Raw genomic sequence first — 24,801 nt, forward strand, 5'->3', positions numbered from 1 at the left:
GGAGCGAGCTTCTCAGCCAGCTTTCAAGGTGGTCCAAGCAGCTAAGCGACTTCGCTGCTCAGGGAGCCATCGTCGTTGGGTAGCACGTCTTCATCGATTTGTCGCGCAGCGGCCGGTGGTTCGTCCAGCGTGAGTTGCTGCGGGGCTTGCGCGGGCTGAATCGATTTTGCTCGCCGTTGCACTTCGCCCATCGCGCTGGCTGGCATGCGAACGTGCACACGGATCCGTTCTTCGCTGACATCTTGGCTAATGACTTCGCCTTTGGCGGCGAGGTAAGCCAGTAGTTTGCCGTCGGATGGATCGACATCGACCTCTAAATCGAAAAACTCGGCAGCCAAAGCGGCCGCCACATCGGCAGCTAACTGGGCAAAGCCCTGTCCCGTCGCCGCGCTAACCGGTATCGCATTCGGGTACCGCTCGAGCACGCGACCGATCAGCTCTTTGGAAGCAGCGATGTCGACTTTGTTGAGCACTAGCACGGCGTCTTTTTCTTCGATGCCAATTTCTTGCAGCACCGCGTAGACGGCGGAAATTTGATCGAGCACAGCCGGGTTGCTGACGTCGGCCACGTGCAGCAACAAATCGGCTTGCCTGGCTTCTTCCAGCGTCGCCTTGAAGCTGGCGATCAACTTGTGTGGCAAGTCGCGGATGAAACCGACGGTGTCACTGAGCAGGACGTTACCCCAGTTGGTCAGATTCCAGCGTCGCGTGCGGGTATCGAGTGTGGCGAACAGTTTGTCGGCCGCTTCCACCTGCGAGCCAGTTAACGCATTCATCAATGTGCTTTTGCCCGCGTTGGTATAGCCCACCAACGAGACGGTGGGAATGTCTTTGCGACTTTGAACTTGACGTTCCCGGCGCTCCTCCACTTTGGAAAGCTCGCTACGTAAATCGTGGATGCGTTTCACAACTAAACGGCGGTCGACTTCCAATTGCTTTTCACCCGGCCCCCGCATGCCGACGCCCATCGATTGGCGTGAGAGGTGCGTCCACATCCGCTTTAACCGCGGCAGCGAATATTCTAGCTGGGCTAACTCGACCGCTAACTTTGCTTCGTACGTTCTCGCGTTCGATGCGAAGATGTCGAGAATCAACTCGGTGCGATCGATAACTTTCGTATGAATCGCTTTTTCTAAATTCCGAGTTTGCGCGGGTGACAGATCATTATCAAAAATGACCACATCGCCATCGTTCTCTTCAATCAATTCGCGCAGCTCACCGACCTTGCCCTTGCCGAGAAAAGTGGTTTGATCGGGGGTGTCACGACGCTGAGTCATTGCGCCCACGACACTGGTGCCGGCCGTTCGAGCCAAGCCTTCCAGCTCACGCAATGGATGTTCTTCCAGCGGACGATCGGAGGTTAGTAAGCGAACAAGCACGCTACGTTCGCTGGCCACGCCTTGGACACGTTGTTCATCTCGCACGATAAGGGCATTCCTCCCTGGGAGAATCGCAAATAATTGCCTGGGAAATCTAACAAAACGAAAAAGCTGTGGGTGGAGGCACCAGCGAATTGTGTGGCGCCTCACCTCCCATTATAAGGTCGAGACAGCGCGTTGGGGTACCGAGTTCACGACGTTTCGTCAAAAGTCGACTTGCCCCTCAGGATGTGGTGGTAATGCTGGGCAAAGCGGTGGGCTTCATCGCGAACGTACTGCAGCAAGCGGAGGGCGAAGGCGTGCCGGGAGAGTCGCAGCGGTTCGGATTGCCCAACGCGAAAGACTTCTTCTTCGCGTTTCGCTAGCGAAATTAAGTTGGGCGGCTCAATTTGTTGATCGTGGAAAGCCGTTAAGGCAGCTGCGAGTTGCCCTTTTCCGCCATCAATCAGCAGCAAATCTGGGAATGTTTCATGGTTATCGCTGAGCCGGCGAAAGCGGCGAGAAACGACTTCGTGAATACTTCGATAGTCGTCGACACCTTGGACATCGCGTATCCGATAACGTCGGTAACCAGGCTTGAAGGGCAAGCCATCGATGAACTGGACGACGCTGGCCACAGTCTCGCCGCCTCCCAAATGAGCAATGTCGACGCCCTCGATGACGCGAGGAATTTCCGCTAAACCCAATACTTTCTTTAGTCCTGTTAAACCTTTTTTAGGGTCGATGTAAAAGACTTCGGGCTGGGCGTGCGATTCTAAGTCGCCACGTTCGTCAAGTCGTTCGAGCATGCGAATTTCATCGCGCACGCGGGCTGCTTTCTCGAATTCCAAAGCCTTACTGGCAGCTTGCATTTCTCGCTTTAGTTCACCGAGCAGGCGGGTTTTGCCACCTTCCAGGAAAGTTCGCAAGCGTTTGATATCGCGGCGGTAGTCTTCTTTGCTGATCCGCAGGTTGCAAGGTGCGGTGCACTGGTTAATGCTCGCTAGCAGGCAGGGCCGAAACCACCGCCAACGCTCGTCGTCGGATTGAATATCCAGGCTGCAAGTGCGGAATTTGAAAATCTTCTGCATCACTTGGATGGCACCTCGCAGCGCGCCGGCGCTGGGGAAGGGGCCATAGAGTTTGACGCCCCGGTCGCGCGGCGTGCGGGTCACTTCGACACGTGGAAATTCCTCGTGCGTGGTGATCATCAGATAAGGAAAACTTTTGTCGTCTTTAAGATCCTTGTTGAACTTTGGCTGCACATCCTTAACCAGCCTCGCTTCCATCAAGAGGGCATCGACTTCGCTATCGCAGGGGACAAAATCGATATCAGCAATTTCGCCAATCCATTCGGCGGTCCGCGCGTCTGTGGCTGCCGCCTTGAGAAAGTAACTGCCCGCCCGGCTTCTTAAATTTTTTGCTTTGCCGACGTAGATCACGCGACCCGCCGTATCCTTCATCAGGTAGATGCCTGGCGTCTGCGGAAACTCTCGCACCTTGGCCGCCGCCCGTTTAAAGCCAAACTGCGGATCAAAATTGTGCTCGCTGTCTCTGCCCAGGTCATCCTGTTCGCCTCGGCCAACCTGCTCGCCCTGTGCGTCCTTGTCGAGCGTCTCCGCTACGTCTGAAGGCGTCTCCGGGGGGCTACCATCCGTGCTCATAGGCTCTGCGGTCATTAAATGGGGGGGCCAGGTTGACGATTTTGAACACTCAGCTCGGTTTCCGAGTCGGAGTCTTCATATTCCAATACGCTGCGGATGCTGTAGGGGTTTAACCTCGCGTGGCCACCCAGGGTGACTAGGTGAATTAAAAACGAGCAGCCAACCACTTCGGCGCCGGAGCGTTCCAGCAGCCGACAGCAAGCTTCCACAGTTCCACCCGTCGCCAGCAAGTCGTCGACAACGAGCACGCGTTGGCCTTTTTCGACGCCATCGATGTGGACTTCCAAAGTGTCGCTGCCATATTCCAAGTCATAGTGGAATGAATGGCGATCAAAGGGCAGCTTTCCTGGCTTGCGAATAGGCACAAAGCCGGCGCCGAGGGCCATTGCGACAGGGGCTGCAAAAATGAAGCCTCTGGCTTCGGCCGCGGCAACGACATCGATATTTAAGTCGCGAAAAGGCTCGGCCATTGCTTCGCAGGCTAAACGCAGAGCGTCGACGTTGGCCAGCAGAGGGGTGATGTCTCGAAAGAGGATTCCAGGTGAGGGAAAGTCTGGGATGTCGCGAATAAATTTCCGCAGGTCAATTGCTTGCTTTCCAGTCATCAAAATTCCCGATTGTGGAGCGCGTGATGTACGAGACGCACGATTATCGTCAGGCAGCACGAAAGGCCTATCCCAAGTTTTACAGGAAAATTGCTTACTCCCCCAGTGGGAATGCCTGGCGTATCTCGCCTTCCGCGTTGGCAGGGCATTACGGAATGAAGCTGCGGATCGCTCCGATCACTTCGGTAACGAAGCGTCGAATCTTCGAGGCCGTTCCAAACGTGTCCCCCATGCCAGGGCTGCTGAGGGCGATGATGATGATGAGAATCACACCGACAAACAAAATCTCTGGCGAACTGTGCTTACTCTGGCGTCTTGATAAAAACCGTGGCAGCCAACTGCCACGCGGTTGGGCGATTGGTGTGATGTCTTGAATGCGTCTCAGACCCAACTGCAACGCTCCCTCAGGGGACATGAAAATCCATTCACCGTGAACGATGTTTCGCTCTGATTTGGTGATCAATGTCCAAGCGGAGCCAACTCGCAGCTGGCCCGCGTAGCGCGCGGCGACCACGACTGTGAAACCATCGATTGAGGTTTCGCGGAGCGTCACGGGGATGCGGCGTAGGCCACACTTGATCGTCGCAGTTGCCTGCTCCGCTTGCACCGGACAGCGAAAGAAATCGCGATTCGCAGTATCTTCACTCACGGCTACAGACTCCGGTTTTAGATTAGACGGAACTCTGCAGCAAACTCTAAGTCGTGATTGAGGGGTGCGTGGGGGAAGTCTTCAACTCGGTTGATTTTTTTGTCAACCGTGTCGATACCGCTGGGCGACTTTTCCGGTTGTGATGTTTGCAATACGTTGCCGCGGCGCGGGCCGCGGCAAGCTGTGCCGATTAATACGGTCCTGTTGATTTCCTTAATGAGACTGGCAATCCAGTGTGTGACTGTCGATCCATTAGTGAGGGTAGTAACTGGTCATCCCGAACCTCCAGCGAAAAGCTTTAGCCATGCCAGCTTCAATCTGTCGATTGCAATTGCTGACCACGGTCTTGCTTGGTTCCTTGTTGATTGTCACCCTGACAGCTGTTCCGTCTGCCGCCCAGTCTCCGCGACCGCCGGCTTGGTTCTCCGAGCGAGCTGACTCGCCGCGGGCGCAAAGCACTGGCATGCCGGAGGCAGCGATCAAAGCATATGCCAACAGCTCGTTTGGACGCCCCGCCGACGCCCAGCAGATTCCGAACATACCGGCTGCGGCTCAAGCGATGCTGCCACCCGGTTGCCTTGATACTTGGCAAGCCCCACAGGCTGTCCAAGCCGCTGATGTTGGCCCAGCCCGGTTGAATGGCGGCTTGCCTTCACAACATGCAGCTTCACAACACCCCACTTCGCCATATCCAACGTCGCCACATATATCTTCACCGCACCTTAATTCGCCGCACACTGCTGCAACCCAGATGGTTGGCCACCGGAGTTATCCGGCAGCAACAACGGCAGCATCGACTGGTGGGGCAGACGGCGCGGAAGCGGAGGATCCCCATCGGGCGATTTTCTTGGAGTCTGAATATCCCTCGGCGATGACTTGTGCAAAATGTCACCCGCGTCATTTTGAGGATTGGCGAGTCAGTGCGCATGCCTATGCCACGATCTCGCCGATGTTCCAGCGATTTGAGCAAACGTTGACGGTGCTTTCTCAAGGTACCGTGGGCGCCTTCTGTATGCGTTGTCACGCGCCGGTGGCAACGCAAGCATCGATCCCCCGCTTTGAATCGGTACTCGACGCGCCGGCCGTGGTCCGCGAGGGCATCACGTGTGTGGCTTGTCATCGCGTCGTAGAATCTTATGGCAAAACGCACGGGCATCGCCGCATTGAACCGGGCGATATTCATCAACCGATTGTTGGCGGTGGTGACGGCTCGGGGGTTCGCGAGGCAATCGCTCAGAAGGACAAGCTGAAACTAAAATTGGATGCGAGCGATACCGGGCCTGGCCAAGCGATGCATAACGGTTCGATCCAATTTGCGACCATCTCGCGGAGCGATTTCTGTTTGTCGTGTCATCAAGTCGCCGTGCATCCTGGGATTTGGTTGGAGGTGGTGTATTCACAGTACAACGCCAGTCCGGCCCGCAAACGAGGCATTACTTGTCAGCAGTGTCATTTCGGAGCGGTGCCGGGTAAAGCGGATGGGTATGAGTGTTTCCCGATTGCGGAAATCAATGGTAAACCATTTGGCGAGCCGAAGAAGTATTCAAATCATATGGCCTGGGGGCCAGGTTATTCGATCGCTCATCCCGGCTTATTTCCGGTCGACGAAAAAGGAGAGCGTTGGAGTCCGCGAGAATGGTTGCGTTTCGATTGGCAAGCGGGCTGGGGAACCGAAGCCTTCGAGAGGGCGGTCTACGATCTGGAGGGGGCACAACCGGGCGCGGCCCCTCGCTTTCCATCTCCTTGGGACAACGCCGATGAACGCCGCGATGCTCGCGGAGTGATTGATAAACGTCTCGAGTCGCTAGCTCGAGCTCGCGCTGGCTCGATCGCGGCAATGGAAGCTGGCGCTGATATTACAGGGCCATTTATCACGCAAGCCAGCGTCGGCAAACCGTTGGCATTCCACTATGTGGTTCATAATCGCAGCGATGGCCACAATTTGCCCACCGGGTCGCTGGGGGCCCAACCACAGGTCTGGTTGAACGTAGCTTTGGTGAATCCATTGGGGCAAACTGTTTGGGAAACTGGTTACCTCGATACTCAGGGTGACTTGGCGGATATGAATTCCGAGGATGTTGCCAACGGCATCGTGCCGCGTGATTCGCAGCTGTTTAATCTGCAAACCAAATTTCTGATTACTAACGTCAAAGGCACTGATCGCGAGTTGCCACTGCCCGTCAATGTCGACGTTGATCAAATTCCCTTTTTTCGCCCAGCCAATGTTCCCGTCAGCGTACTGAACCACCCGCAGCTGATTCGCATGGAAGCTCATTCGATTCCTGCGCTTGATCATCGCCAAGCAAAGTATCGAGTGCCCGCGGGATTGATCACTATGCGTGGTCAATATCGTCTGGATGTGAGACTGCGCAGTCGCGTCGAACCCTCATACTTTATGCGGTTTGTCGGTTCCACTGCGGAGATGATCAATCGCATGAACCATCAAATACTAGATATTCACCCAAAATCATATCATTTCATCGTCCAGTAGAGTCCGTTAGCGGTTTTGGCGCTAGCCACCGTTTTGTTGCAGGGATTAGTTCAGTTCAGCGCGAGAACCGCGGCTAGCGCCAAAAGGCGGCTAACGAGAACCGCGGCTAACGCCATCGTGGGTAACAAAAACATGCGAAGGATTATCGCTTAAGGCAGCCATTAAGAACCATGTCTGAACATCAGCCGTCTACCGATTTCTCCGCTGCAAGCGCGTTGGCATTGTCCAAACGTGCGCCGGTGATCGTGCGCGACGGTGACGAGGGGCAGCCCGCGGGAAGATTGCGGCCAAAGCGGGCCACACGTCAGAAACAAAGGCGGCTGTGGCGACTGGGGATGTTGCTGGGGATTGGCTCTTGTTGCTTGTGGCGGGGTGGACAGCCGACCAACGCCCAGCAGCCACCAGCATGGTTCGTCGAGCAATACCCTGATGCGAAGACTTCCTCGGACCCCCGTCGGCAGCCCGCCACACCGGTCCATCCAAACTCGCCCGCTCAGCCCGGCATGCCCGCTCAGTTCGGCATGCCCGCTCAGTTCGGCATGCCCGCTCAGTTCGGCATGCCCGCTCAGTTCGGCATGCCCGCTCAGTCCGGCATGCCCGCTCAGTCCGGCATGCCCGCTCAGCCCGGCATGCCCGCTCAGCCCGGCATGCCCGCTCAGTTCGGCATGCCCGCTCAGTTCGGCATGCCCGCTCAGTCCGGCATGCCCGCTCAGCCGCGTCAGTTGCCCTCGATCCGAACGCTTCCGCCCAGTCAAGTGCTTCCGAAAGTCAGGCCGCTGCCCCCTGTCAAGCCGCTGGATACCGTTCAGTTTGATAGCGTGTTGCCGATGAGCAGGGCGATGGGGTTCGCCCCCACGACCACCATCTTGGAGGCTGATTGGAAATCGGTTGCTAACGCGGAAGAAGTGTATGACGATCGCTATCCGGTACCTGTGCAACGTCCTTGGATTGAATGGGGGCGGCCTTTTTATGGCAACGGTATGTTGCCGCCGGGTGGAACCATTTTCAGCGAGTTCAACCTTACGCATCCTTCATTCTATCTTTACGGTGACTACCGAATGGGAGTCGGTTCCGGAAGAAACGAATTGGGAAGAGCCGACAATTTGGCAGCTCGACTGAATCTAGAAATGGATTTGGCGATAACCTCGACCGAGCGTTTCCACGCTTTTGTGGGACCACTCAATAACGTTGGCCAGTTTTCTCAAGTTGGGTTGCAAGATGGAAGGTTAGAGTTTGAACCGGTATTCAATCCCAACCTGGTGACTGGTTTTTTTGAAGGGGACTTGGGATACATGCTGGGAGGGATCTCGGACGTTCCCGCAGAGTTTGATATGCCGATCGCCGCCGGCTTAATTCCGCTGTTCTACCAAAATGGCATATGGATGGACGATGCGGTCACCGGTATCGCCGTCGCTCAGAATGCCAAGCACAGCAGGCTGTTGAAGTGGTCGAACTTTGATGCGACGGCATTTGCGATTTTTGACGAATTGAACAGCCCAGCCTTTGGACAGGACAATCACGCCGGTCAAGCGTTGGGTACCGCTTGGTTTATCGAAGCCTACGGCGGCTACATTGAGACTGGTTACGCTTATGTTTACGATCGCATAGGGCTGGGCCGCACCTATCATAACGCCACTGTTTCTTTCACTCGCCGCTATTTTGATCGCATCGGCAACAGCGTGCGGTTGATTGTGAATGCTGGCCAGCAACTGGAGAAACCGGATCGCACGGCAGATGGTGGTGTGTTGCTGGTCGAAAGCAACTGGATCACTGCTTCTCCGTTGACCTTTGTTCCCTATTGCAATTTATTTTACGGCTGGGGCCGCCCGCAATCGCTGGCTCGCAACGGGCTGGCGGGGGGCATTTTGCGAAATGTGGGGATCAATTTTGAGACCGATGGTCTGAATGGATTTCCCACGCTCGACCCGACCGCGATTAACACTTTTGGCGGCGCTATCGGGGTGAATTTGATCGGCGCTTCGCTGGAACGGCAACTGGTTTTGGAGGCGGCGATCGTCCAAGCCTATGGTGCTGCTGCCAACCGAGTCACGTTAGGGAATCAGTACGGTCTCGGTGCGCGATATCAAATGCCATTGTCGCACCGCACGATATTGAGGTTTGATACCATGATGGGCTGGCGCGAACACGATCGTAACGTTTATGGTGGTCGTGTTGAATTTCGCTACAAATTTTAACTGCCTGTCCACGCGATGTCGCCTGCCGTTTCGGTCTTTCGGGGCGTTCGCCGGAGGTTCTTGTACCTGTTCATCCTGCGGAATCCCGTGAAAAGCCATCTTTTGCACACCAGCGACATTTTCCTCGTGCTAACGTTTTTTTGAATGACGCCATGTAAGTTATTTCCCGACGGAGTCTTACCTGACGTTTACTAGGATGGCTAAGAGTTTACGTAGCTGGCATGGCTGCCCCGCTTGCCTGTTATGAATTTTCGAGCGGAAATGATTGCGTATGATTAGTCTGCATATTTCCCGTTTAACGGTTATGCGGATGTTGTGTGTGATCATTGCCCTCACCAATTACCAAATTTAATAGTCCAAACCCCTAGGGGCAAAATCGGTGGATATTTCCAAGCATTCCGAGAAACGAATTCTCGTTGTTGATGACGATCGTGCCATTCGCCGCGTTGCCAGCAAAATCCTAGGTGAGCATTTTCAGCTCTCGGAGCTTTCCGACGGGATCGATCTTTTCGAGCGGTTCATGGAATTTCGTCCGGACATTGTTTTGCTCGATATTGAGATGCCTGGACCTGATGGGTTTTCACTCTGTCGCAGGTTAAAGACGATTCCCGCCGCTCAGCAGTCACAGGTCATCATTATCTCGGGACGCGACACCACCAATGATCTGCGGTTGGCTTACGAGCAAGGTGCCGACGATTATCTGCTCAAGCCTGTTTCCGCTGCCGTTCTGCTGGCCCGTGTGCAACTCCATTGCAATTTACTCGATGCTCGCAAAGCGGCTAACAGTTTCTCGAATGAGTTGGCGGAGACCGATTCATTAGTCGCGGAGATCATGGCGAACCGTCGTGATGAGCAACGTTCGATTCAAGATGCCTCGATCTTTCTGCTCGCCAAAGTTGCCGAAACACGCGATACCGATACCGGCAACCATTTGATGCGAATCAGTCAGTACTGCACCGTGCTGGCCGCCGCCTTGGTTGATCATGCTGATAAGCATTATCGCATTACTTATGAGGAGAGCCTGGCGATCGGTCGGTTGAGTATTTTGCACGATATTGGCAAAGTGGGAATTCCTGATGCCGTGTTGTTGAAGCCTGGTAAATTGACGGCTGAGGAATGGACATGCATGAAACGTCATACCGAAATTGGATCGCAAATTTTAGGTGAGGCGGTGAGGCATTTTCCGCTGACCCATTTTCTGCGTTGCGGCGCGGTGATTGCCAAATATCATCATGAGCGTTGGGATGGGACTGGCTATCCGACTGGACTGGCTGGCCATGCGATTCCGTTGCCAGCTCGAATTGTCGCGGTCGCTGACGTGTTCGATGCGTTGACCAGTGACCGACCCTATCGTACCGCTTGGACTTCGGACCAAGCCAGAGATGAAATCATCAATGGGCGCGGCTCCCATTTTGATCCTGTGATCGCCGATGTGTTCCTCGATCACTATGAGGAATTCTGTCGGATTCAAAAAGCGTTTGCCGAGCCTTGTGTGTCGGGTAAATCATTCTTTCCAACGTTCCAGGAACCATTGTTGGCGAGTTGCCTAACGCCCGCCATGCAGTGAGTCTGGCTGGGGATACTGAGTCCAATTGGGGATAGCGTTTGATAGCTAACCGTCCAGGTTGGCACTTGTTCCCCATTCGCCAGCGAACACCAGCTCGCTGAGCGGCAAGCGGACTCTGGTTTGGTTATCGCGCGCGGCAAGTGGATCGTCACTGGCCGCGGGACGTTCGTCGGGGTAACCGATGGCGATCGCAGTTTGCGGCTCGAATCCTGTGGGGATTTTGTAAGCCGAGCGGACTTGGCTGAGATTGATTCCTGCCATTTGGTGGGCTTGCAATCCCTCAGCTGTTGCTTGCAGAGCGAGGCTGGTGGTGGCCCCCCCCAAGTCATGAAGGGCCACGCGGTTGGGTTTGCCGTTCTGGCGAAAGGTGGTTCGCGTCACCGTCAGCAGTATCACACCCGCGTTTGCCGCCCAAACTCGATTGGCATCCAAGAGGCAGGCCAACGCTTGCTGGAATTCCCCAAGATTCTCGCGTTTGGCCAGTAGAAATGACCAGGGTTGGTCGTTGTAGCTGCTGGCCGCCCAGCGTGCCGCCTCGAGGCACCGCGTCAATTTCTCCTGTTCCACGATTTGCGGGAGGAAACGATAGGGACTCCAACGCTGGCCGATTGTCGGCAAGATGTTAGCCGACGCGTCGCCGGGGGGCAAAGAGGATGCTTGATTAGCCATCAGTTGTTCAGGTCCGATGTGTGTGATGTGAGCTATTGGACTGTGCCGGCAGGCTTCGCCCAGCCGTGATTATGGGACAGCTCAGTGGGCGGCTAGGGCAAATGATTGAAAACGAATCGCTTAGCATCGTTTACACTGGGGCCCAGGGACAACTATACTCCCACTGCAAGTACTTTAACGGCAACCCCAGCACCGTATCGGGATTGGCCGCTCCGTTCGCAATCACTTAATGACTTTTTGGTGGAGTTCAAAATGGACGTTCCATTCGCCCGCACTAGGCTGATGTGGGCCAGCTTCCTGACGCTGGTCGCGTCGGGCGTCGGTTTCGCCACTCGAACCGCAGCGGGCGGGGCTTGGGAAAGCGAATTTGGTCTTGAGGGTGGTCAATTTGGCCAGATTCTCGGGGCTGGCTTTCTCGGTTTCGGCTTGATGATCTTTTTCGGCGGCATTTTAGTCGAGAGGTTTGGCTATAAGCGTCTGTTGGTGTTGGCTTTTTTGTTGCACTTGTTCAGCGGTCTGATGTTATTCGCCGCCAGCCCAATGTTTGCGATTTGGCGAGAGTCGAACCCCGAGACTGCCACGGCAAACGTCTTCAGTTTGTTGTTTTGGAGTGCCTTTGTTTTCTCCATCTGCCAGGGGCTATACGAGGCGGTCATTAACCCCTTGATCGCCCAGCTTTATCCTGATGCGAAAACGCATTACTTGAATATTTTGCACGCCGGCTGGCCCGCCGGGATGATTATTGGCGGCGTTTTCGCAGCTGGTTTTCTGGGGGATGACGCCTGGTTTGTGCCCTTGGCTTGGCAAGTATCGCTGGCCTTCTTTGTGGTCTTCGTATTGATTTACGGCATCATGGCGTTGCCTGTGAAATTTCCGCCAACGATGGGCGAATCAAGCAAAGAGGGTTTCTCGGTTGTCTTTTCTTGCTTTGCGTCCATTCCCTTCTTGGTCTTGATCGTCCTGCACGCTTTGATCGGCTACATGGAATTAGGGGTCGATTCTTGGATGGCAAAATTGATGGAAAACTTTTTGCCGAACGCTATCTTGGTGTTGGTCTACACCTCGGCCCTGATGTTTATCTTGCGGTTTTTTGCGGGGCCAATCGTGCACCGCTTGAATCCGATCGGACTGTTGTTGGCCAGCTCGGTGATCGCTTGCCTGGGATTGATTTGGTTGAGTTCACCGATTCAAACCGTATTCATGATTTTCGTGGCAGCTACCTTCTATAGCCTGGGCAAAGCTTTCCTGTGGCCGACCATGTTGGGAGTTGCCGGCGAACGCTATCCGAAAAGTGGCTCGGTCGCGATGGGCGCGCTTGGTGCCGCTGGGATGTTGACGGTTGGCCAAATTGCGGGGCCTCGCATTGGTACTCAGCAAGGTTACGCGATGTCGGAGCGGCTGAAAACAGAAGCTCCGGAAACGTTTGAGCGTTACGCGAAGGATGCTCCCGAAGTGGCTTGGGGTTACGAGTACCAGCCAATTATCCCAGAACGCCTATCGGCCGCAAACTCGATCGATGTGTTGCCAGGTGGAGAACTGTCCAGCCTGAAGCCGATCGAGGAAGCAAAGCTGATTGACCCCGAAGTCAAAACAGTATTGCTCGCTTCGGCCGCTGAGGATGTGCCCAAGGTTCAAGAGGCCAATATCTATGGCGGCCGTCAGGCCCTCTGGTGGACGGCCATTATCCCGGCTGCAATGTCGGTCGGCTTTTTGGGGCTATTCATTTATTACGCGCTGATTGGCGGCTACAAACCAGTTGACATTTACGACTCGGCCGCTCACGCAGGTCCCTCGCCGCCCGATTCTGGCGAGGATCACCCCGAGGAAGTCGAGGCTACCGCGTACTAGTTTCCCGTTTGCCACACGACCGCCTCGCGGTCGGTTGGATGGTTGGTTTCGTGTCGCCGCGGTGTAAACACTCCGCGGCCCATTGCTCGCTCGCTATAATCGATCGATCGTGATGCCCCTCACTGTTGTCGGTGAGGGGTATTCAAGAACTTACGCGAAAGTCGCAGTCGAAAACTCCAGAGCATTGCCTCCGGCGGTAAGACGACTGCTGATTTTCGTCAGGTTCAAAATGAAACACCCTTTCCCAAGATTTGAGGTTACTACGATGAAATTGGCCGTTTACTTATTGGTTGGGGCTTTGGCGATGACAGCAGCGTCGAGCTATGCGGCGGACTCGGATGATCACGAGTGCGCGCTGAATTTCAAAATGAACACGATTGACGGCAAGGAAGTCGATCTGGAACAGTACGAAGGCAAAGTGGTGCTGATCGTCAATGTTGCCAGCAAGTGCGGGCTGACCCGGCAATACGAAGGTTTGCAAGAGTTGTACACGACCTACAAGGACAAAGATTTTGTCATTCTTGCTTTCCCTTGCAACCAATTTGGTGGACAAGAGCCGGGCACCGAAGAGGAAATTAAGGAGTTTTGCACCTCCAAGTATTCCGTGACATTCCCGATGTTCGCGAAGATCGACGTGAATGGCGATACGGCAACTCCGCTGTACAAGTATCTCACTTCAAAGGACGCGAAGCCCGCCGGGCAAGGCAAAATCACTTGGAATTTTGAGAAATTTTTGATCGATCGCGACGGCCAATTGGTTGGGCGTTTCAGCCCCAGGACTGCGCCCTCTGACGCTACTTTGATTAAAGCTATCGAGGCTGAACTCTAGGCACTCGCTCTTCCCGTGCTGCTTCTTTGACGCCTGTTTCTCGGTTTCCATATCGTGAAACAGGCCCAGGTGCGACGCTCGTTTTTCGGAATCGCTGATCATGAACCACGCTTCGTTATCCCTGCCCGCTTGGACTTTGTTGTTTGGTATGGCACTGGGCTTGGGAACATCCTCGCTCCACGCTGCCGAGCCGTTGCTTAAGCAGGGAGATCGTTTGGCCTTGATCGGCGGTACCTTGGTGGAGTCATTACAATTTCAGGGCGATTGCGAAGCCTCGCTCGCGCTTGCGCGCCCCGAATTGCGAGTCCCTTTTCGGAACTTAGGATGGTCGGGTGACGATGCCAGCGGTACCGCACGGCGTGTGTTTGGCTCGACCGCTGACGGCTACGCCAGGTTATTTGCTGATGTGAGCAAAGCGGATCCGACGGTGGCCTTGATTGGTTATGGTTGGGCGGAAGCGAGCCAAGGTGAGGGCGGCGTGGCGGCTTTCAAACCGGCCCTGTTGCGGCTCGGCAAGGATTTGCAAGAGAGGCAAATTCGTTTGGTCTTCTTGCAACCCTTTGAGCTGCCCGGTGTGCGCACCCCAGGTTACGCGGATCACATGCGAAGCTGTCGGCAAATCGTTGCTGAAGTGGCAGCCGAATTGAAGGCTGCGGTACTCGATTCAGGCCGCTCACTGACTGAGGATGCCTTTGATCAGGCCGGTTTGAGGCTGAGTGTGGCGGGCAAACGTAAGTTCGGTCAAACATTGGCCGCCGATTTGTTGGGGCAACCGGTTATTGTGATCCAAGCGGCTGCCGAGCAACCTGGCTATCTGGCTTTGTCCGAGCAAGTGGCCGCCAAGAATGCCTTGTTTTTTCATCGACACCGGCCCATGAATGAGACTTACTTGTTCCTCTTCCGCAAGCACGAACAAGGAAATAACGCACCTGAGGTCGCTAGTTTTGAGCCACTGGTGGAATCGGCCGAGCAAGCGATTTGGAACAGCGCCCAGCAAGCCAGCAAACGCTAGTCGGCCAGCCTAATGTTTACGTGGTGATCGTGTTTTGGGTGTGTGGTGTTTTTGAATAAGCTAAAGCAGGTCGTTGAGTCGTCAGAGACCAAAGCGGGACGCACGTTCGACTTGGTCATACAGTCGTTCATCGTACTGTCCTTGTTGGCTTATTCTTTGGAGACGCTGCCCAATCTCACCGCGGGCACAGTGAAGCTGCTTAACGCGTTGGAGGTGATTTTCGTAATCGCTTTCTCACTGGAATACGGTTTGAGATTCCTGGTCGCCGATCGCAAATTGGCATTCGCCACCAGTTTTTTTGGCGTGATCGATCTGCTGGCAATTCTGCCCTTTTTTCTCTCCTTTGGGTTTGATCTCTACTCGATTCGTGCGTTGCGGCTGCTGCGGCTATTCCGGGTATTAAAGCTGGCCCGGTACAGCACGGCGATTCAGCGTTTCCATAACGCGCTGGTTATTGCCCGCGAGGAAATCGTGCTGTTTCTGTGCGTGACGGGGATTCTCATGTACCTCTCGGCGGTCGGTATCTACCAGTTTGAAAACGAAGCTCAGCCGGAAGCGTTCTCGTCAGTCTTCCACAGCTTGTGGTGGTCGGTCGCGACGTTGACCACGGTGGGATATGGAGATGTCTATCCAGTTACCGTGGGAGGCCGGTTGTTTACTTTTGCGATTCTGTTGATCGGTCTGGGGGTCGTCTCTGTGCCCGCGGGCTTAGTCGCCTCGGCGCTCTCGCGAGCACGTCAGCAAGAGGAAGCGGATAAAGCGGAGCATGAGGGAAGTATGGCCGACGGCGAAGGGATCTGATGATTGTTCAGGAAAGTTGATCCGTTCAGCGAACTTTTGTAAGCCGTTGGTCAAGCTTGATTCTCATCTTTCCGTCCAATGACTTGCCGTATTGCTCAGCCTGCTCATAGACGGCGAGTAAGTTTTGTTCACCGATAAGATTGGCGCGGGTGGTCGCAATTGCTTGGTTTAATGTGTCAACTTGAGCTTTCGCCGCGTTACGGGCTGCCAGTTTTTTGGCAACTTTAGCTTTCAGCCAGTTCACCAATTGGTTTTGTTCCGCAGTGAGGCCTGCTAATTGTGCGGCTAGTTTTGATACCGCTTTCCGCTGGGCGAGAATTGCTTCGGCTGCATTGCGACTGCGAAATAGGATGTCGCCCCCGCGTGCGTTCTGGGCGTACACCCGCATCACCACTCTCGCAGGTGTTGTTGCCGTCGCTTCGGAAAGCACTAAACGAACATCTAATTGCGATTCCGCGAGCTGAAGCGTGGTGGTTCCCACTTTCAACTGCGGCAGTGTGCTGTCTGTTAACTCGCAGCCAACGACGTCGACAACCGCAAGGGAATCTAAATCGGCTTCCGGCTCGATTTCGATGGTCGACACGCCAGTTTCAAAGTCGAACACCAATTCCCAGCGTGCTTCGACCGGAGCGTCAGAGTCAGATCCCGCATTAGATTGGTTTTCTTGGAGCAACGACCGGAAGATGCCAATGTCGTTGTCGGACTCCTCGTCAGCCCGACGAATGTCCTCACCATAGGCATTCTCGTTGTCAGCTGCAGTGTTGTCGCCGTCCGCAGTCCTTCGCCGATTGGCAGGCGTGGAGGTACCGCGTGAACGGTCGTCTTGGGGAGGCGAACTCAAGCGGGATCCCGGATTGGGCTGCTGCGGATCGCTGCTGGCCTGCTGATCGTTTCTGGCCGGGGCTTCAGCTAGCGACGGCAATGGTTCAGACGTTGCGGTCGAGGCGATCAGTCCCTCCGCAGAAATCTGCCAATTCCCCTCAAGCAATCGTCCCAGCAAGCCGGTTTTCCAGAGTACGAATAGCAGGCAACAGGAGACGGCGATTGATTGTACGCAGCCCCACAGCACCTTTCGCCGCAATTGCTGGGCTCGCCGTTTTCTTCGTTTCAAATCGTATATTGACATCACAACCGTCGCTCGCGGAATGGCGCGCTCCCAAAATAAGCATCCTTGCCAAGCTGCAACACTTTAGGCCACAAGATTATCGACATTTGGGGCATGTTGACAATGGGCGCCCGTAGAGGGGGGGCGGACGTTAGCACATCCAGCCGACGTTGCTGCTTCCAGTCGATTACACTAGTGGGCACGAGATTTTTGTTGACGTGTTCTCACCAGAGTGAAATTGCCCGATGTTCCAACGCCTTCTCCTTGGCAGCACTCCCCGCCGGCCTGCTTCATTTGTCGCTTTGCTGGTCTGTTTTCTCGGCTTGCCAGTTGCCGCTCAAGATGCCCCGGAGCCTGTTTTTGGCAGTCGTTTTCCCCAGTTGGAATCATTGGCCACTGGTGAATGGTGGAAAGTTGCCCCGCGTCGCAGGAAGTCGCTGGACCTGAACGTGCCACGCGATCAAGTTGTGGCGTTCGCCGTCTATACCCACGATCACGGCACATTGAAGTTGACTGCTCAGCTGTTTCCGTTATTGCCGGATGAAGCTCGGGTGGTCAGGTTGGAGTTCCGGCAAAGTGACGGGGAGTGGCGAGAGGTTGCCCAACAGCCAGTGATCGAGCTCGGCTGGAGCGCGCACTTTCGCATTGAGGATTGGGATAACACGAAAGATGTCGCATATCGACTTCGCCACGCAGATCAAGCAGAGTTCAGCGGCATAATACGCCGGGATCCGATTGAAAAAGATGTGATTGTGGTTGGCTCACTTTCATGCAATAGTTCGCGTACTCCTGGGCCGCGGCCAAAGATGATCGATAATTTGCTGAAGCTTGATCCTGATTTGCTGTTTTTTGCCGGCGACCAATCTTATCATCACACTGAGCACACATATGGCTGGTTGGAGTTTGGGTACCAATTTCGCGATGTCTTGAAAGATCGACCGGTCGTTACGATCCCCGATGATCATGATGTCGGTCAAGCCAATATTTGGGGCGAAAATGGCAAGCAGGCAACCACATCCGCGGGCCCCAGCGGTGGTTATTTTTATCCTGCCAAGTATGTCAACATGGTGCAACGCTGCCAGACCTGGCACCTTCCCGATCCTTATGACTCCACGCCGATCGAACAAGGCATTGGAGTTTACTACACCGACCTGACCGTGGGCGGGATTAGCTTTGCCATTCTTGAGGATCGTAAGTTCAAGAGTGGTCCGGAGGGCAAGATTCCGCAAATGGGGCCCCGTCCTGATCACATCAACGACCCTGGCTACGACAGGGCGGCAGTGGACCTGCCCGGGCTTAAATTGTTGGGTGAGCGACAGTTGGCATTTCTTGATGATTGGGCGCAGGACTGGACCGACGCCGATATGAAGTGTGTGCTTTCGCAAACCGCTTTCTGTGGTGCGGTGCACCTGCATGGCAGTAAGGAGAATCGTTTGCTGGCCGACCTTGACAGTAATGCCTGGCCGCAGACAGGTCGAAACTTAGCTTTGCGAGCCATGCGGCGGGCTTGGGCATTGCATCTTTGCGGAGACCAGCATTTGGCAGTGGTGGTAAAGCATGGCATTGAAAATCATGCTGACGGACCGTATGGCTTTACCAGCCCGGCGATCGTTAACACGATTTATGGCCGTTGGTGGTGGCCCGCTGACGAGCAGCCTGGCGCTGAACCTCCGGCCAATACCGTGTTGCCTTGGACTGGCAACTATCTGGACGGCTTGGGAAACCGCATTCGCATGCTGGCTTACGCGAATCCCGCCGACACGAGCGATGAACGTCAGCGGGGGGATGGTTTCGGCATCGCGAGGTTTAAGAAATCAACGCGGCAGATTACCTTTGAATGCTGGCCCCGCTTCGCCTCGGTCGATCAAGGGGATGCCGCACAGTACCCTGGTTGGCCACTTACGATTGCATATCAAGATAACGATGGTCGCCAACCTGTCGGATATTTGCCTGAATTGATTATCAGTGGTAGCGAACGGCCGGTGGTCCAGGTCATTGATCAGTCAAAAGGTGAAATTGTTTACACGGTTCGCGCGGCTAGCAACCGCTTTGCCCCACCTGTCTACCGCGAGGGAAGGTACGAAGTGCGAGTCGGGAAAGAAAAGGCCGATCTGAAGACGCTTCGTAATTTAAGTCCCGCACCCGCGGGTGCGGCGACTGCCATTTCACTCCAGCTTTAGTCGCCGGATTACCGCCGCAGCGAATGGGCGGGAGTACGTCGGTGGGATCGCTGTTGGATGGTCTTATGAGGATGGCCAAGGGCATCGGGGGCCGACTCGTGGTGAATCATGGTTACCCCCGGCAGCGGTTTTGGTGCTTGGTTTTATCGCTAAAAAATACGTCCAATAGTTGTTTATCGCAGTCTTGTTTGGGTACGATGTCTTTACGTTTACCCAATGAGCATTCTGCAACGAGTTTGGCCCACTCCGAAAACCGTGAGATTTGTGCCCAGCGGCGATGCGGCTAACGGGGTTCCGAGCGGTGGCTGAGCTCATTTTGGATGTCGACAGTTTCTGCGATCACAACGATTGGAGCTTATCACTGCGTGCCAAAGGAGCGACGGTCACCATGTGTGCGGTACTCGCAAAAGCCTAGTCACCATTCCGAGGCAGTGAGACTTGACGTTGTTTCAAGGGGACCACGAAGAGCGTCGTCCAACGCAGATTATTGACACGCTGTTGGACATTACCGGGTAACGCATTCGCTTGTTGGCAGAAAAACTGCTTCAAAAACTAGGTGTGACCATGGAAGCTGCCGAAGATGGGTTGCAGGCTGTGGCAAAGGTCAGCGGAGCCCTAACCCACGGTCAAGTCTTTCATCTCGTGCTGCTCGACACGCAGATGCCGAAACTCGATGGGTATCAAACTGCCGAAGAGTTGCGAGAGTTGGGGTATGCGAATCCAAGTCTTGCCCTCACCGCAGATGCGATGCAAGGGGATATGAATCGCTGCATCGCCTGTGGCTGTAATGATTACTTGAGCAAACCGATTGATGCTAGACTGCTGGCGCAGAAAGTCTATCAGTTGACCAAAACGTTAGAAGATTAACCATTGAGCAACGAGGGTTTTTCGTTGCCTCGTTTAATGCTGTGCCGCACGCCAAGCGATCGCTGCGGATGAATCATGCGCGATCACCGGGTTGGACAGCCGCCCCAAAGATTCAATTTCCACGCAGCATTGATCGCCAGGCTTGAGGAATCGCTGGGGGTCTCGGGCAACGCCCACGCCGGAGGGCGTGCCGGTGAAGATCAGGTCGCCTGGTTTGAAGGTGAAAATGTGGCTCAGGTAACTAATTAGGTAGGGGATGGAGAAAATGAGATCCGAGGTGCTGGAATCTTGCATCGTTTGATCATTAAGATGCATTTGAATCCGCAAGGCCTCGGGGTTGGGCACACTCTCGCGGGCAACCACGTAGGGCCCCACGGGGGCAAACGTATCAAATGATTTTCCCAGCAACCACTGGCCGCCGGAGTGATGGTATTGCCAATCGCGTGAGGATACGTCGTGTCCACAGCAGTAACCGAAAACATGCTCGAGGGCGTCTGCCTCGTTGACTTGGCAGCATGTCTTGCCAATCACCACCACCAACTCCGCCTCGTAGTCAACTTGTTCACTCAACTTTGGCAGGATGATGGGATCGCCAGGGCCGATTAAGGCAGAGGGCAATTTGCCAAAAATGACAGGTTCGCTGGGAGGTTGCTTGCCTGTTTCCAACGCGTGGGCACGATAATTCAGCCCCACGCAGACAATCTTTTCGGGCTGGTCGACTGGAGCCAGCAGTTCCCATGCGCCAAGAAACGCGGGTTGGTCGTTGACCGTCGTTAACCAATAACGCAAAACCTCTTCGTGCTGCATGACATCGCGAAGGGTGGTGATCGGCGGCAGTTCCGGAGCAGACACCGGTACTAGCTGGTCATCGCGGAGCACTCCCACACCGACGTGACCATCGGACGATCGGTAGCGAACCCATTGGACCGTCATGATATGTTCCTAAACTACTGTGAATCGGGATGGTGGGAACTGTGTGGATGTGAGTGGTCGCCACGCAGCATCTTTGGATTTGGTGGTGAGTTAACTTGATCGGGTGGCTTCAGTTGTGGTGATTTCTGCCCGGCGGCGGATGCGGGTGCTTCTGCCATCAGGTCGGCAGGTAATTGAGTTTGCTGGGAAGACGATGGGGTCGGTTTATCCTGCGGATCGGCCGAGTGGGCGTGGGGGCGGGGGCGGAACAATTTTCCCAACGGCCCGGCCAACAGGGCAGGCAAGAAAATCAGGTCACCGACCAGGGCGGCGGCTAACAGCACCAACATCAAGGTGCCAAAACGTTGAGTGGGTGTGAATGTCGAAAGAGCGAACACAAAGAGTCCCAGGCCGCCGACCAAGGTTGTCTGAGTCATAGCCGGGCCGACGCGGCGGTAGGTTTGAATTAGCGCTTCGTGACGCTCAAGTCCGCTATCGAGTCCGCGACGGAGCCAGGATAAGAAGTGAATGGTATCGTCGACTGCAACTCCCATCGCCACGCTGGCCGTCATCATGGTGCCGATATCGACCAGGGTGCCGAGATGGCCCATGCTGCCGAAAATCATGACAACGGGAAACACATTCGGGATCATGGCAACCGCCCCCGCGCCCACTCCGAAGAGCAAAGCTTGAGGACGCAGCATACCCCATAGCGGTCGCCCGGGATTGAGCAGCACGATCATTACGCCGCCGATCAAAACAAAGGCCCAAGCGATGCTGTCGACCAAACTGCTGAGCAACGTGTTTTGAGCTTTGTAGACAACTGGGATCACCCCCGTGTAGATGACTTGCAGCGGGCCGCTCTCGTTGACCACGGGCACATGATCGACGATTTCGGTCGTGGAGCGGTCAAATTGAACATCGCGGGCATCGACGACGACCGCCACTTTGGAGCGGAGGAATGCCAAATCCTCGTCGCTCGTGCCGGGAAGCGCGATGACCGCTGCTAGCGAGTCCAAGAATTTGGCAAACTTGGGTGATTGCAGAGCGGCGGCAAATTGTTCGGCTTGAGGATTCCCCCATTGCACTTGATGAAAACGTTCGTTGGCCAGCAGTTCCCGCAAGGTTGCTGCGAAGATTGCTTGTTGGTCGAGGCGTCGGCCCAGGACTTCGCTGGCGGCCGCAAAGGGAGTTGCCCCCTCGAGTTCTGGCAGCACCAACTCCTGCTGCCCCAGTCGCTTGGGGTTTTGCTCAGATAGCACCAAAACGCTCTGGTTTTGCTTGTCGGACCCTTTTTCGTGGTGCGCATCGAGCAATAGATCGCGGTACTTGTACGCTGCCAACACCGGCTCAACCGCTTGTCGAAGTTGGTCGACGAAATGACCATAATTGACATCGCTGAGCGCTCCCACTCGCAGGCTGATGCGCCACAGTTCGCTCCCTTCGAGCGGCCCGCCAGCCTCGATCGCTAGCAGGTCGGCGTCGATCAGATCTTGCAGTTGAGTCGATAGCTTCTGATTAAAACCGCTCCGCACCGGATCGGGGCCGTTAGCTGGCGGTGGCGTGGGGGGCGCCATCGACGAGGCACTCATCGTGTTGCCGGTGACTTGCAGTCCTTGCTCGCCAAAGGCTCGCTGCAAAGTGCGTTCAATGCGTCCCACCGCCTCCAGGCGTTCCAGCAGAGTCAATGGATGATGGAGTGAATCGCTTTCGGTTGAAGCGATGTTATTTGACGGTTGGTTTGTCGTTTCGCCAACCGCTGCCAGTCTTTCCGCCTGCATCTCGGGTGGGACGCGCAGCACCAGTTCCATCGGAACCAATTTGGCAAAATTTTCTTCGAGCCAAGCGTAGTCGCGAATAATTCTTGAATCGGGGCCAAACAGTTTTAGGAGTTGGACAGATGTTTTGATTTTGGGCAGCCCGAGAGCGGCCAGCACGAAGAACACCAAGCAGCAAACGGTCACCAAACGATGGTGGTTAACCACCCAGCGGCCAAACATTTCCCAGTGGTCGGCCAAAGCCTTGCTGGTGCCGAGATTGGCAGTCGCATCACCGGCTTGCGAGGTACTCTTGGCGGCAGCTTTTGCCTCACGTGCGGCTTTTCGTTTTTGCGCGAATGAGGGGACGAAGATTTCTAACGCTGCGGGCAAGTAGGCGAACAGCAAAGCGAGCGTGGCCAACACGCCGATTGCCGAGTAGAGTCCAAACTTGCGAATGGGAATGATGTTGCTGGTGTAGAGCGACATCAAACCGATGGCCGTGGTGACGCTGGCCAAGGTGCAAGGACCCCAGCCATGAGCGAGCGCTCGACCGGGAGCGCCCACAACGCCGCCGGTCTGAACTTCCTCTCGGTAATAGTTAACGATATGAATTGCCGACGAGAGCCCCAGCACATAAACAAGCGACGGCATGCTCATCAGAATCGCATCGATGCCAGCTCCGCTCCACCACACGAAACTTAAACTCGTGGCGGCGGCAAAGACGCCCACGAAGAAGATCATGATGGTGATTTTGATGCTGCGGAAACAGGCATAGCTGAGAAACAACCCGAGGGCGCCGCAGTAGCCGACGAGTCGCACCAGGGTGATCGTGCCTTCTTCGTCGATCGAAACGTTATCGATCGGCGGGCCGCCAACGTGAAGCGATGGGCCCGGAGCCGGTGACTCGGAGACAAGTCGATTTAGCGGTGGCGGCAGCATCACTGGAGTGGGAGGGGGCGAGAGCCCGGCTTGCGCGGCCAATTGATACAAACGTCCTTGGGGTCCACCCAAGATGCCGCGTCCGGCAACGAAGGGGAGGTTGTCTTGTCCGACCTCGGTTAACGTGACCAGCAAAGCCGTTTGTCGCGGTGGCGGCGAAATCCCCACTCGATCAAATAGCTCATACCACACGTCTGTCTGTTCAGCTGCGCTGGCATCCTGCAGGTTTTGCAGCGAGCCGGCATGTCGCAAGTCAATGATGCTTGCCAATGCTGTGGCAATTTCAGGCTTGATCTCAGCGGGCAAGGCAGCCCGTTGATCAGTCGGGTAAGCCCGCACAAACGCTTCGGGGGACCAATCAAAGTCGCTGGGGATCGCTGAGGCAAAGAGCGAGCCGGTGAGCTGGTTCATCGCTCGCCGACGCGCTATCTTCGGCTTTAATTCTGACGCGGTCAGGTCGACTGGATAGAATGGCCCGCCCTCTTGGCTGAGCTTCTCCACGACATCCGGGCCCGACTGGACGGTGGCAAACAGCGGCACCGTCAGCATGGCCGGGTCGTTGTAATATTCATTCACTGCTCCCGGGTCATCGTCATCGTCATCGTCAACGCCGGGACGCACGTTGCCCACCGCTGTGATGAATTTCCCCTCGACGTGCGGTCCATAAACCAGTCTTTGCACGGAACGCACCAAGCCGCCGACCGAGTCGTCACGGCCATTCCAGCGATACAGGCTGCCATCGGGTGTGAGGTAATACCAGCCACCAGAAAAACTGGTAAACCAGATTTCTCGCATTCCTCCCCAGTCGTAGTGCTGATTTGAAGGGAGTAGCAGCCCTAACTCGCCGGCTAATTTTTGCACACGTTCGTAGTCACCGAAGCGGCGTTTTAATTGCTCTTCTTGCTCCAACCGCCCGCGGGCCGATTCACGATTCAGCTTAGCAGTTAGCGTGCTCAGACGCTGCGAATCTTCAGAGCAGCCATCCCAGGTCACAAGAATGAAACGCTCGCCATAAAAATATTGGCTGAACCAGGCGAGCTCTTTGGTCTCCCGGAAGTCGTCTGGTAACCAGTCTTTCACGCTATTTTCATTCGTTCCCAAACTCATCCTGGCACCGCGGAAGGCGAAGGGAACCAGAAAGAAAACTGCTAATAAAATCAGCAGCGCGTTGGGGGCACGAAAATAGGTGCGTCGAGATAGAAAGGGAGTCGTCATCTGCGCTGTCTTGCCGCTAGGGCAAAGTGGCATCGGGAAAGGGCTCGCCTCCATTCCAGCGGCAGCCGGAAATCGCGGCGCGGCAGATTCTCCAAGTCGCCAGGCTGCCAAGCTACGCCTGCCAAAAAGACCACC

At 55.3% G+C, this 24,801-nt stretch carries 17 protein-coding genes; 9 read left to right on the forward strand and 8 right to left on the reverse strand.

Annotated features, from left to right (window positions below):
• Positions 1-41: 41 nt before the first annotated feature.
• The 4 genes from hflX to SH139x_RS11760 form a co-directional block, all read right to left on the reverse strand.
• A complete protein-coding gene (hflX, locus tag SH139x_RS11745; RefSeq protein ID WP_488355402.1) occupies positions 42-1,424 on the reverse strand; it encodes a GTPase HflX in 1,383 nt (460 codons plus the stop codon).
• A 146-nt stretch (positions 1,425-1,570) separates the two neighbouring features.
• A complete protein-coding gene (locus SH139x_RS11750; protein ID WP_488355403.1) occupies positions 1,571-3,037 on the reverse strand; it encodes an excinuclease ABC subunit UvrC in 1,467 nt (488 codons plus the stop codon).
• Entirely contained in the window at positions 3,037-3,627 is a 591-nt protein-coding gene (locus tag SH139x_RS11755; protein WP_488355404.1) for an adenine phosphoribosyltransferase, read from the reverse strand. Before SH139x_RS11755 ends, SH139x_RS11750 begins: the two co-directional genes overlap by 1 nt.
• 148 nt (positions 3,628-3,775) lie before the next feature.
• The gene (locus SH139x_RS11760; RefSeq protein WP_488355405.1) at positions 3,776-4,276 is read right to left on the reverse strand and encodes a hypothetical protein; all 501 of its coding nucleotides are present in this window, start codon (positions 4,274-4,276) and stop codon (positions 3,776-3,778) included.
• A 304-nt stretch (positions 4,277-4,580) separates the two neighbouring features.
• On the opposite strand from SH139x_RS11760, the gene SH139x_RS11765 reads away from it, so the two are divergent.
• From SH139x_RS11765 to SH139x_RS11775, 3 genes are all read left to right on the forward strand, one after another.
• Positions 4,581-6,767: a multiheme c-type cytochrome gene (locus tag SH139x_RS11765; protein ID WP_488355406.1), complete on the forward strand. Its 2,187-nt coding sequence runs from the start codon at positions 4,581-4,583 to the stop codon at positions 6,765-6,767.
• Positions 6,768-6,937: 170 nt separating this feature from the next.
• Positions 6,938-8,962 carry a hypothetical protein gene (locus SH139x_RS11770; RefSeq protein WP_488355407.1) on the forward strand — a complete coding sequence of 675 codons (2,025 nt, stop codon included), beginning with the start codon at positions 6,938-6,940 and terminating at the stop codon, positions 8,960-8,962.
• A 379-nt stretch (positions 8,963-9,341) separates the two neighbouring features.
• Positions 9,342-10,529: an HD domain-containing phosphohydrolase gene (locus SH139x_RS11775; RefSeq protein WP_488355408.1), complete on the forward strand. Its 1,188-nt coding sequence runs from the start codon at positions 9,342-9,344 to the stop codon at positions 10,527-10,529.
• A gap of 45 nt (positions 10,530-10,574) precedes the next feature.
• Here SH139x_RS11775 and SH139x_RS11780 read toward each other — a convergent pair whose 3' ends face one another.
• On the reverse strand, positions 10,575-11,198 hold the full coding sequence (locus tag SH139x_RS11780; protein WP_488355409.1) for a nitroreductase family protein: 624 nt from the start codon (positions 11,196-11,198) through the stop codon (positions 10,575-10,577).
• Between the two features lie 252 nt (positions 11,199-11,450).
• Here SH139x_RS11780 and SH139x_RS11785 point away from each other — a divergent pair, with 252 nt between their 5' ends.
• The 4 genes from SH139x_RS11785 (at position 11,451) to SH139x_RS11800 (ending at position 15,688) form a co-directional block, all read left to right on the forward strand.
• Entirely contained in the window at positions 11,451-13,046 is a 1,596-nt protein-coding gene (locus SH139x_RS11785; RefSeq protein ID WP_488355410.1) for an MFS transporter, read from the forward strand.
• A gap of 265 nt (positions 13,047-13,311) precedes the next feature.
• The gene (locus SH139x_RS11790; protein ID WP_488355411.1) at positions 13,312-13,875 is read left to right on the forward strand and encodes a glutathione peroxidase; all 564 of its coding nucleotides are present in this window, start codon (positions 13,312-13,314) and stop codon (positions 13,873-13,875) included.
• 100 nt (positions 13,876-13,975) lie between these two features.
• The gene (locus SH139x_RS11795; protein WP_488355412.1) at positions 13,976-14,887 is read left to right on the forward strand and encodes an SGNH/GDSL hydrolase family protein; all 912 of its coding nucleotides are present in this window, start codon (positions 13,976-13,978) and stop codon (positions 14,885-14,887) included.
• Between the two features lie 42 nt (positions 14,888-14,929).
• Positions 14,930-15,688 carry an ion transporter gene (locus SH139x_RS11800; protein ID WP_488355413.1) on the forward strand — a complete coding sequence of 253 codons (759 nt, stop codon included), beginning with the start codon at positions 14,930-14,932 and terminating at the stop codon, positions 15,686-15,688.
• A gap of 25 nt (positions 15,689-15,713) precedes the next feature.
• Here the strand turns inward: SH139x_RS11800 and SH139x_RS11805 are convergent, their stop codons facing one another.
• The gene (locus tag SH139x_RS11805; protein WP_488355414.1) at positions 15,714-16,814 is read right to left on the reverse strand and encodes a hypothetical protein; all 1,101 of its coding nucleotides are present in this window, start codon (positions 16,812-16,814) and stop codon (positions 15,714-15,716) included.
• A 224-nt stretch (positions 16,815-17,038) separates the two neighbouring features.
• Between SH139x_RS11805 and SH139x_RS11810 the strand changes: the two genes are divergently transcribed.
• Together SH139x_RS11810 and SH139x_RS11815 are read left to right on the forward strand one after the other, a co-directional pair.
• Positions 17,039-18,973: a hypothetical protein gene (locus SH139x_RS11810; protein ID WP_488355415.1), complete on the forward strand. Its 1,935-nt coding sequence runs from the start codon at positions 17,039-17,041 to the stop codon at positions 18,971-18,973.
• 528 nt (positions 18,974-19,501) lie between these two features.
• Positions 19,502-19,840 (forward strand): response regulator, encoded by a 339-nt coding sequence (locus SH139x_RS11815; protein ID WP_488356005.1) that lies wholly within the window; start codon positions 19,502-19,504, stop codon positions 19,838-19,840.
• Positions 19,841-19,873: 33 nt separating this feature from the next.
• On the opposite strand, the gene SH139x_RS11820 is transcribed toward SH139x_RS11815, so the two are convergent.
• Both SH139x_RS11820 and SH139x_RS11825 read right to left on the reverse strand, forming a co-directional pair.
• The gene (locus SH139x_RS11820) at positions 19,874-20,773 is read right to left on the reverse strand and encodes a fumarylacetoacetate hydrolase family protein (RefSeq protein WP_488355416.1); all 900 of its coding nucleotides are present in this window, start codon (positions 20,771-20,773) and stop codon (positions 19,874-19,876) included.
• Positions 20,774-20,787: 14 nt separating this feature from the next.
• Positions 20,788-24,699: an efflux RND transporter permease subunit gene (locus tag SH139x_RS11825; RefSeq protein WP_488355417.1), complete on the reverse strand. Its 3,912-nt coding sequence runs from the start codon at positions 24,697-24,699 to the stop codon at positions 20,788-20,790.
• Positions 24,700-24,801: the final 102 nt, after the last annotated feature.

The sequence above is a fragment of the Kothea flammea genome, from assembly GCF_052161645.1.
In the GTDB taxonomy this organism is placed as follows: domain Bacteria; phylum Planctomycetota; class Planctomycetia; order Pirellulales; family Pirellulaceae; genus Laterigemmans.

Bases quoted from the DNA above. Each gene is read 5' to 3' on its own strand.
- SH139x_RS11790 (WP_488355411.1), top strand. From the start codon at position 13,312: ATGAAATTGGCCGTTTACTTATTGGTTGGGGCTTTGGCGATGACAGCA.
- SH139x_RS11780 (WP_488355409.1), bottom strand. From the start codon at position 11,198: ATGGCTAATCAAGCATCCTCTTTGCCCCCCGGCGACGCGTCGGCTAAC.
- SH139x_RS11820 (WP_488355416.1), bottom strand. From the start codon at position 20,773: ATGACGGTCCAATGGGTTCGCTACCGATCGTCCGATGGTCACGTCGGT.
- SH139x_RS11805 (WP_488355414.1), bottom strand. From the start codon at position 16,814: ATGTCAATATACGATTTGAAACGAAGAAAACGGCGAGCCCAGCAATTG.
- SH139x_RS11755 (WP_488355404.1), bottom strand. From the start codon at position 3,627: ATGACTGGAAAGCAAGCAATTGACCTGCGGAAATTTATTCGCGACATC.
- SH139x_RS11825 (WP_488355417.1), bottom strand. From the start codon at position 24,699: ATGCCACTTTGCCCTAGCGGCAAGACAGCGCAGATGACGACTCCCTTT.
- SH139x_RS11750 (WP_488355403.1), bottom strand. From the start codon at position 3,037: ATGACCGCAGAGCCTATGAGCACGGATGGTAGCCCCCCGGAGACGCCT.
- SH139x_RS11770 (WP_488355407.1), top strand. From the start codon at position 6,938: ATGTCTGAACATCAGCCGTCTACCGATTTCTCCGCTGCAAGCGCGTTG.
- SH139x_RS11765 (WP_488355406.1), top strand. From the start codon at position 4,581: ATGCCAGCTTCAATCTGTCGATTGCAATTGCTGACCACGGTCTTGCTT.
- SH139x_RS11785 (WP_488355410.1), top strand. From the start codon at position 11,451: ATGGACGTTCCATTCGCCCGCACTAGGCTGATGTGGGCCAGCTTCCTG.
- SH139x_RS11810 (WP_488355415.1), top strand. From the start codon at position 17,039: ATGTTCCAACGCCTTCTCCTTGGCAGCACTCCCCGCCGGCCTGCTTCA.
- SH139x_RS11795 (WP_488355412.1), top strand. From the start codon at position 13,976: ATGAACCACGCTTCGTTATCCCTGCCCGCTTGGACTTTGTTGTTTGGT.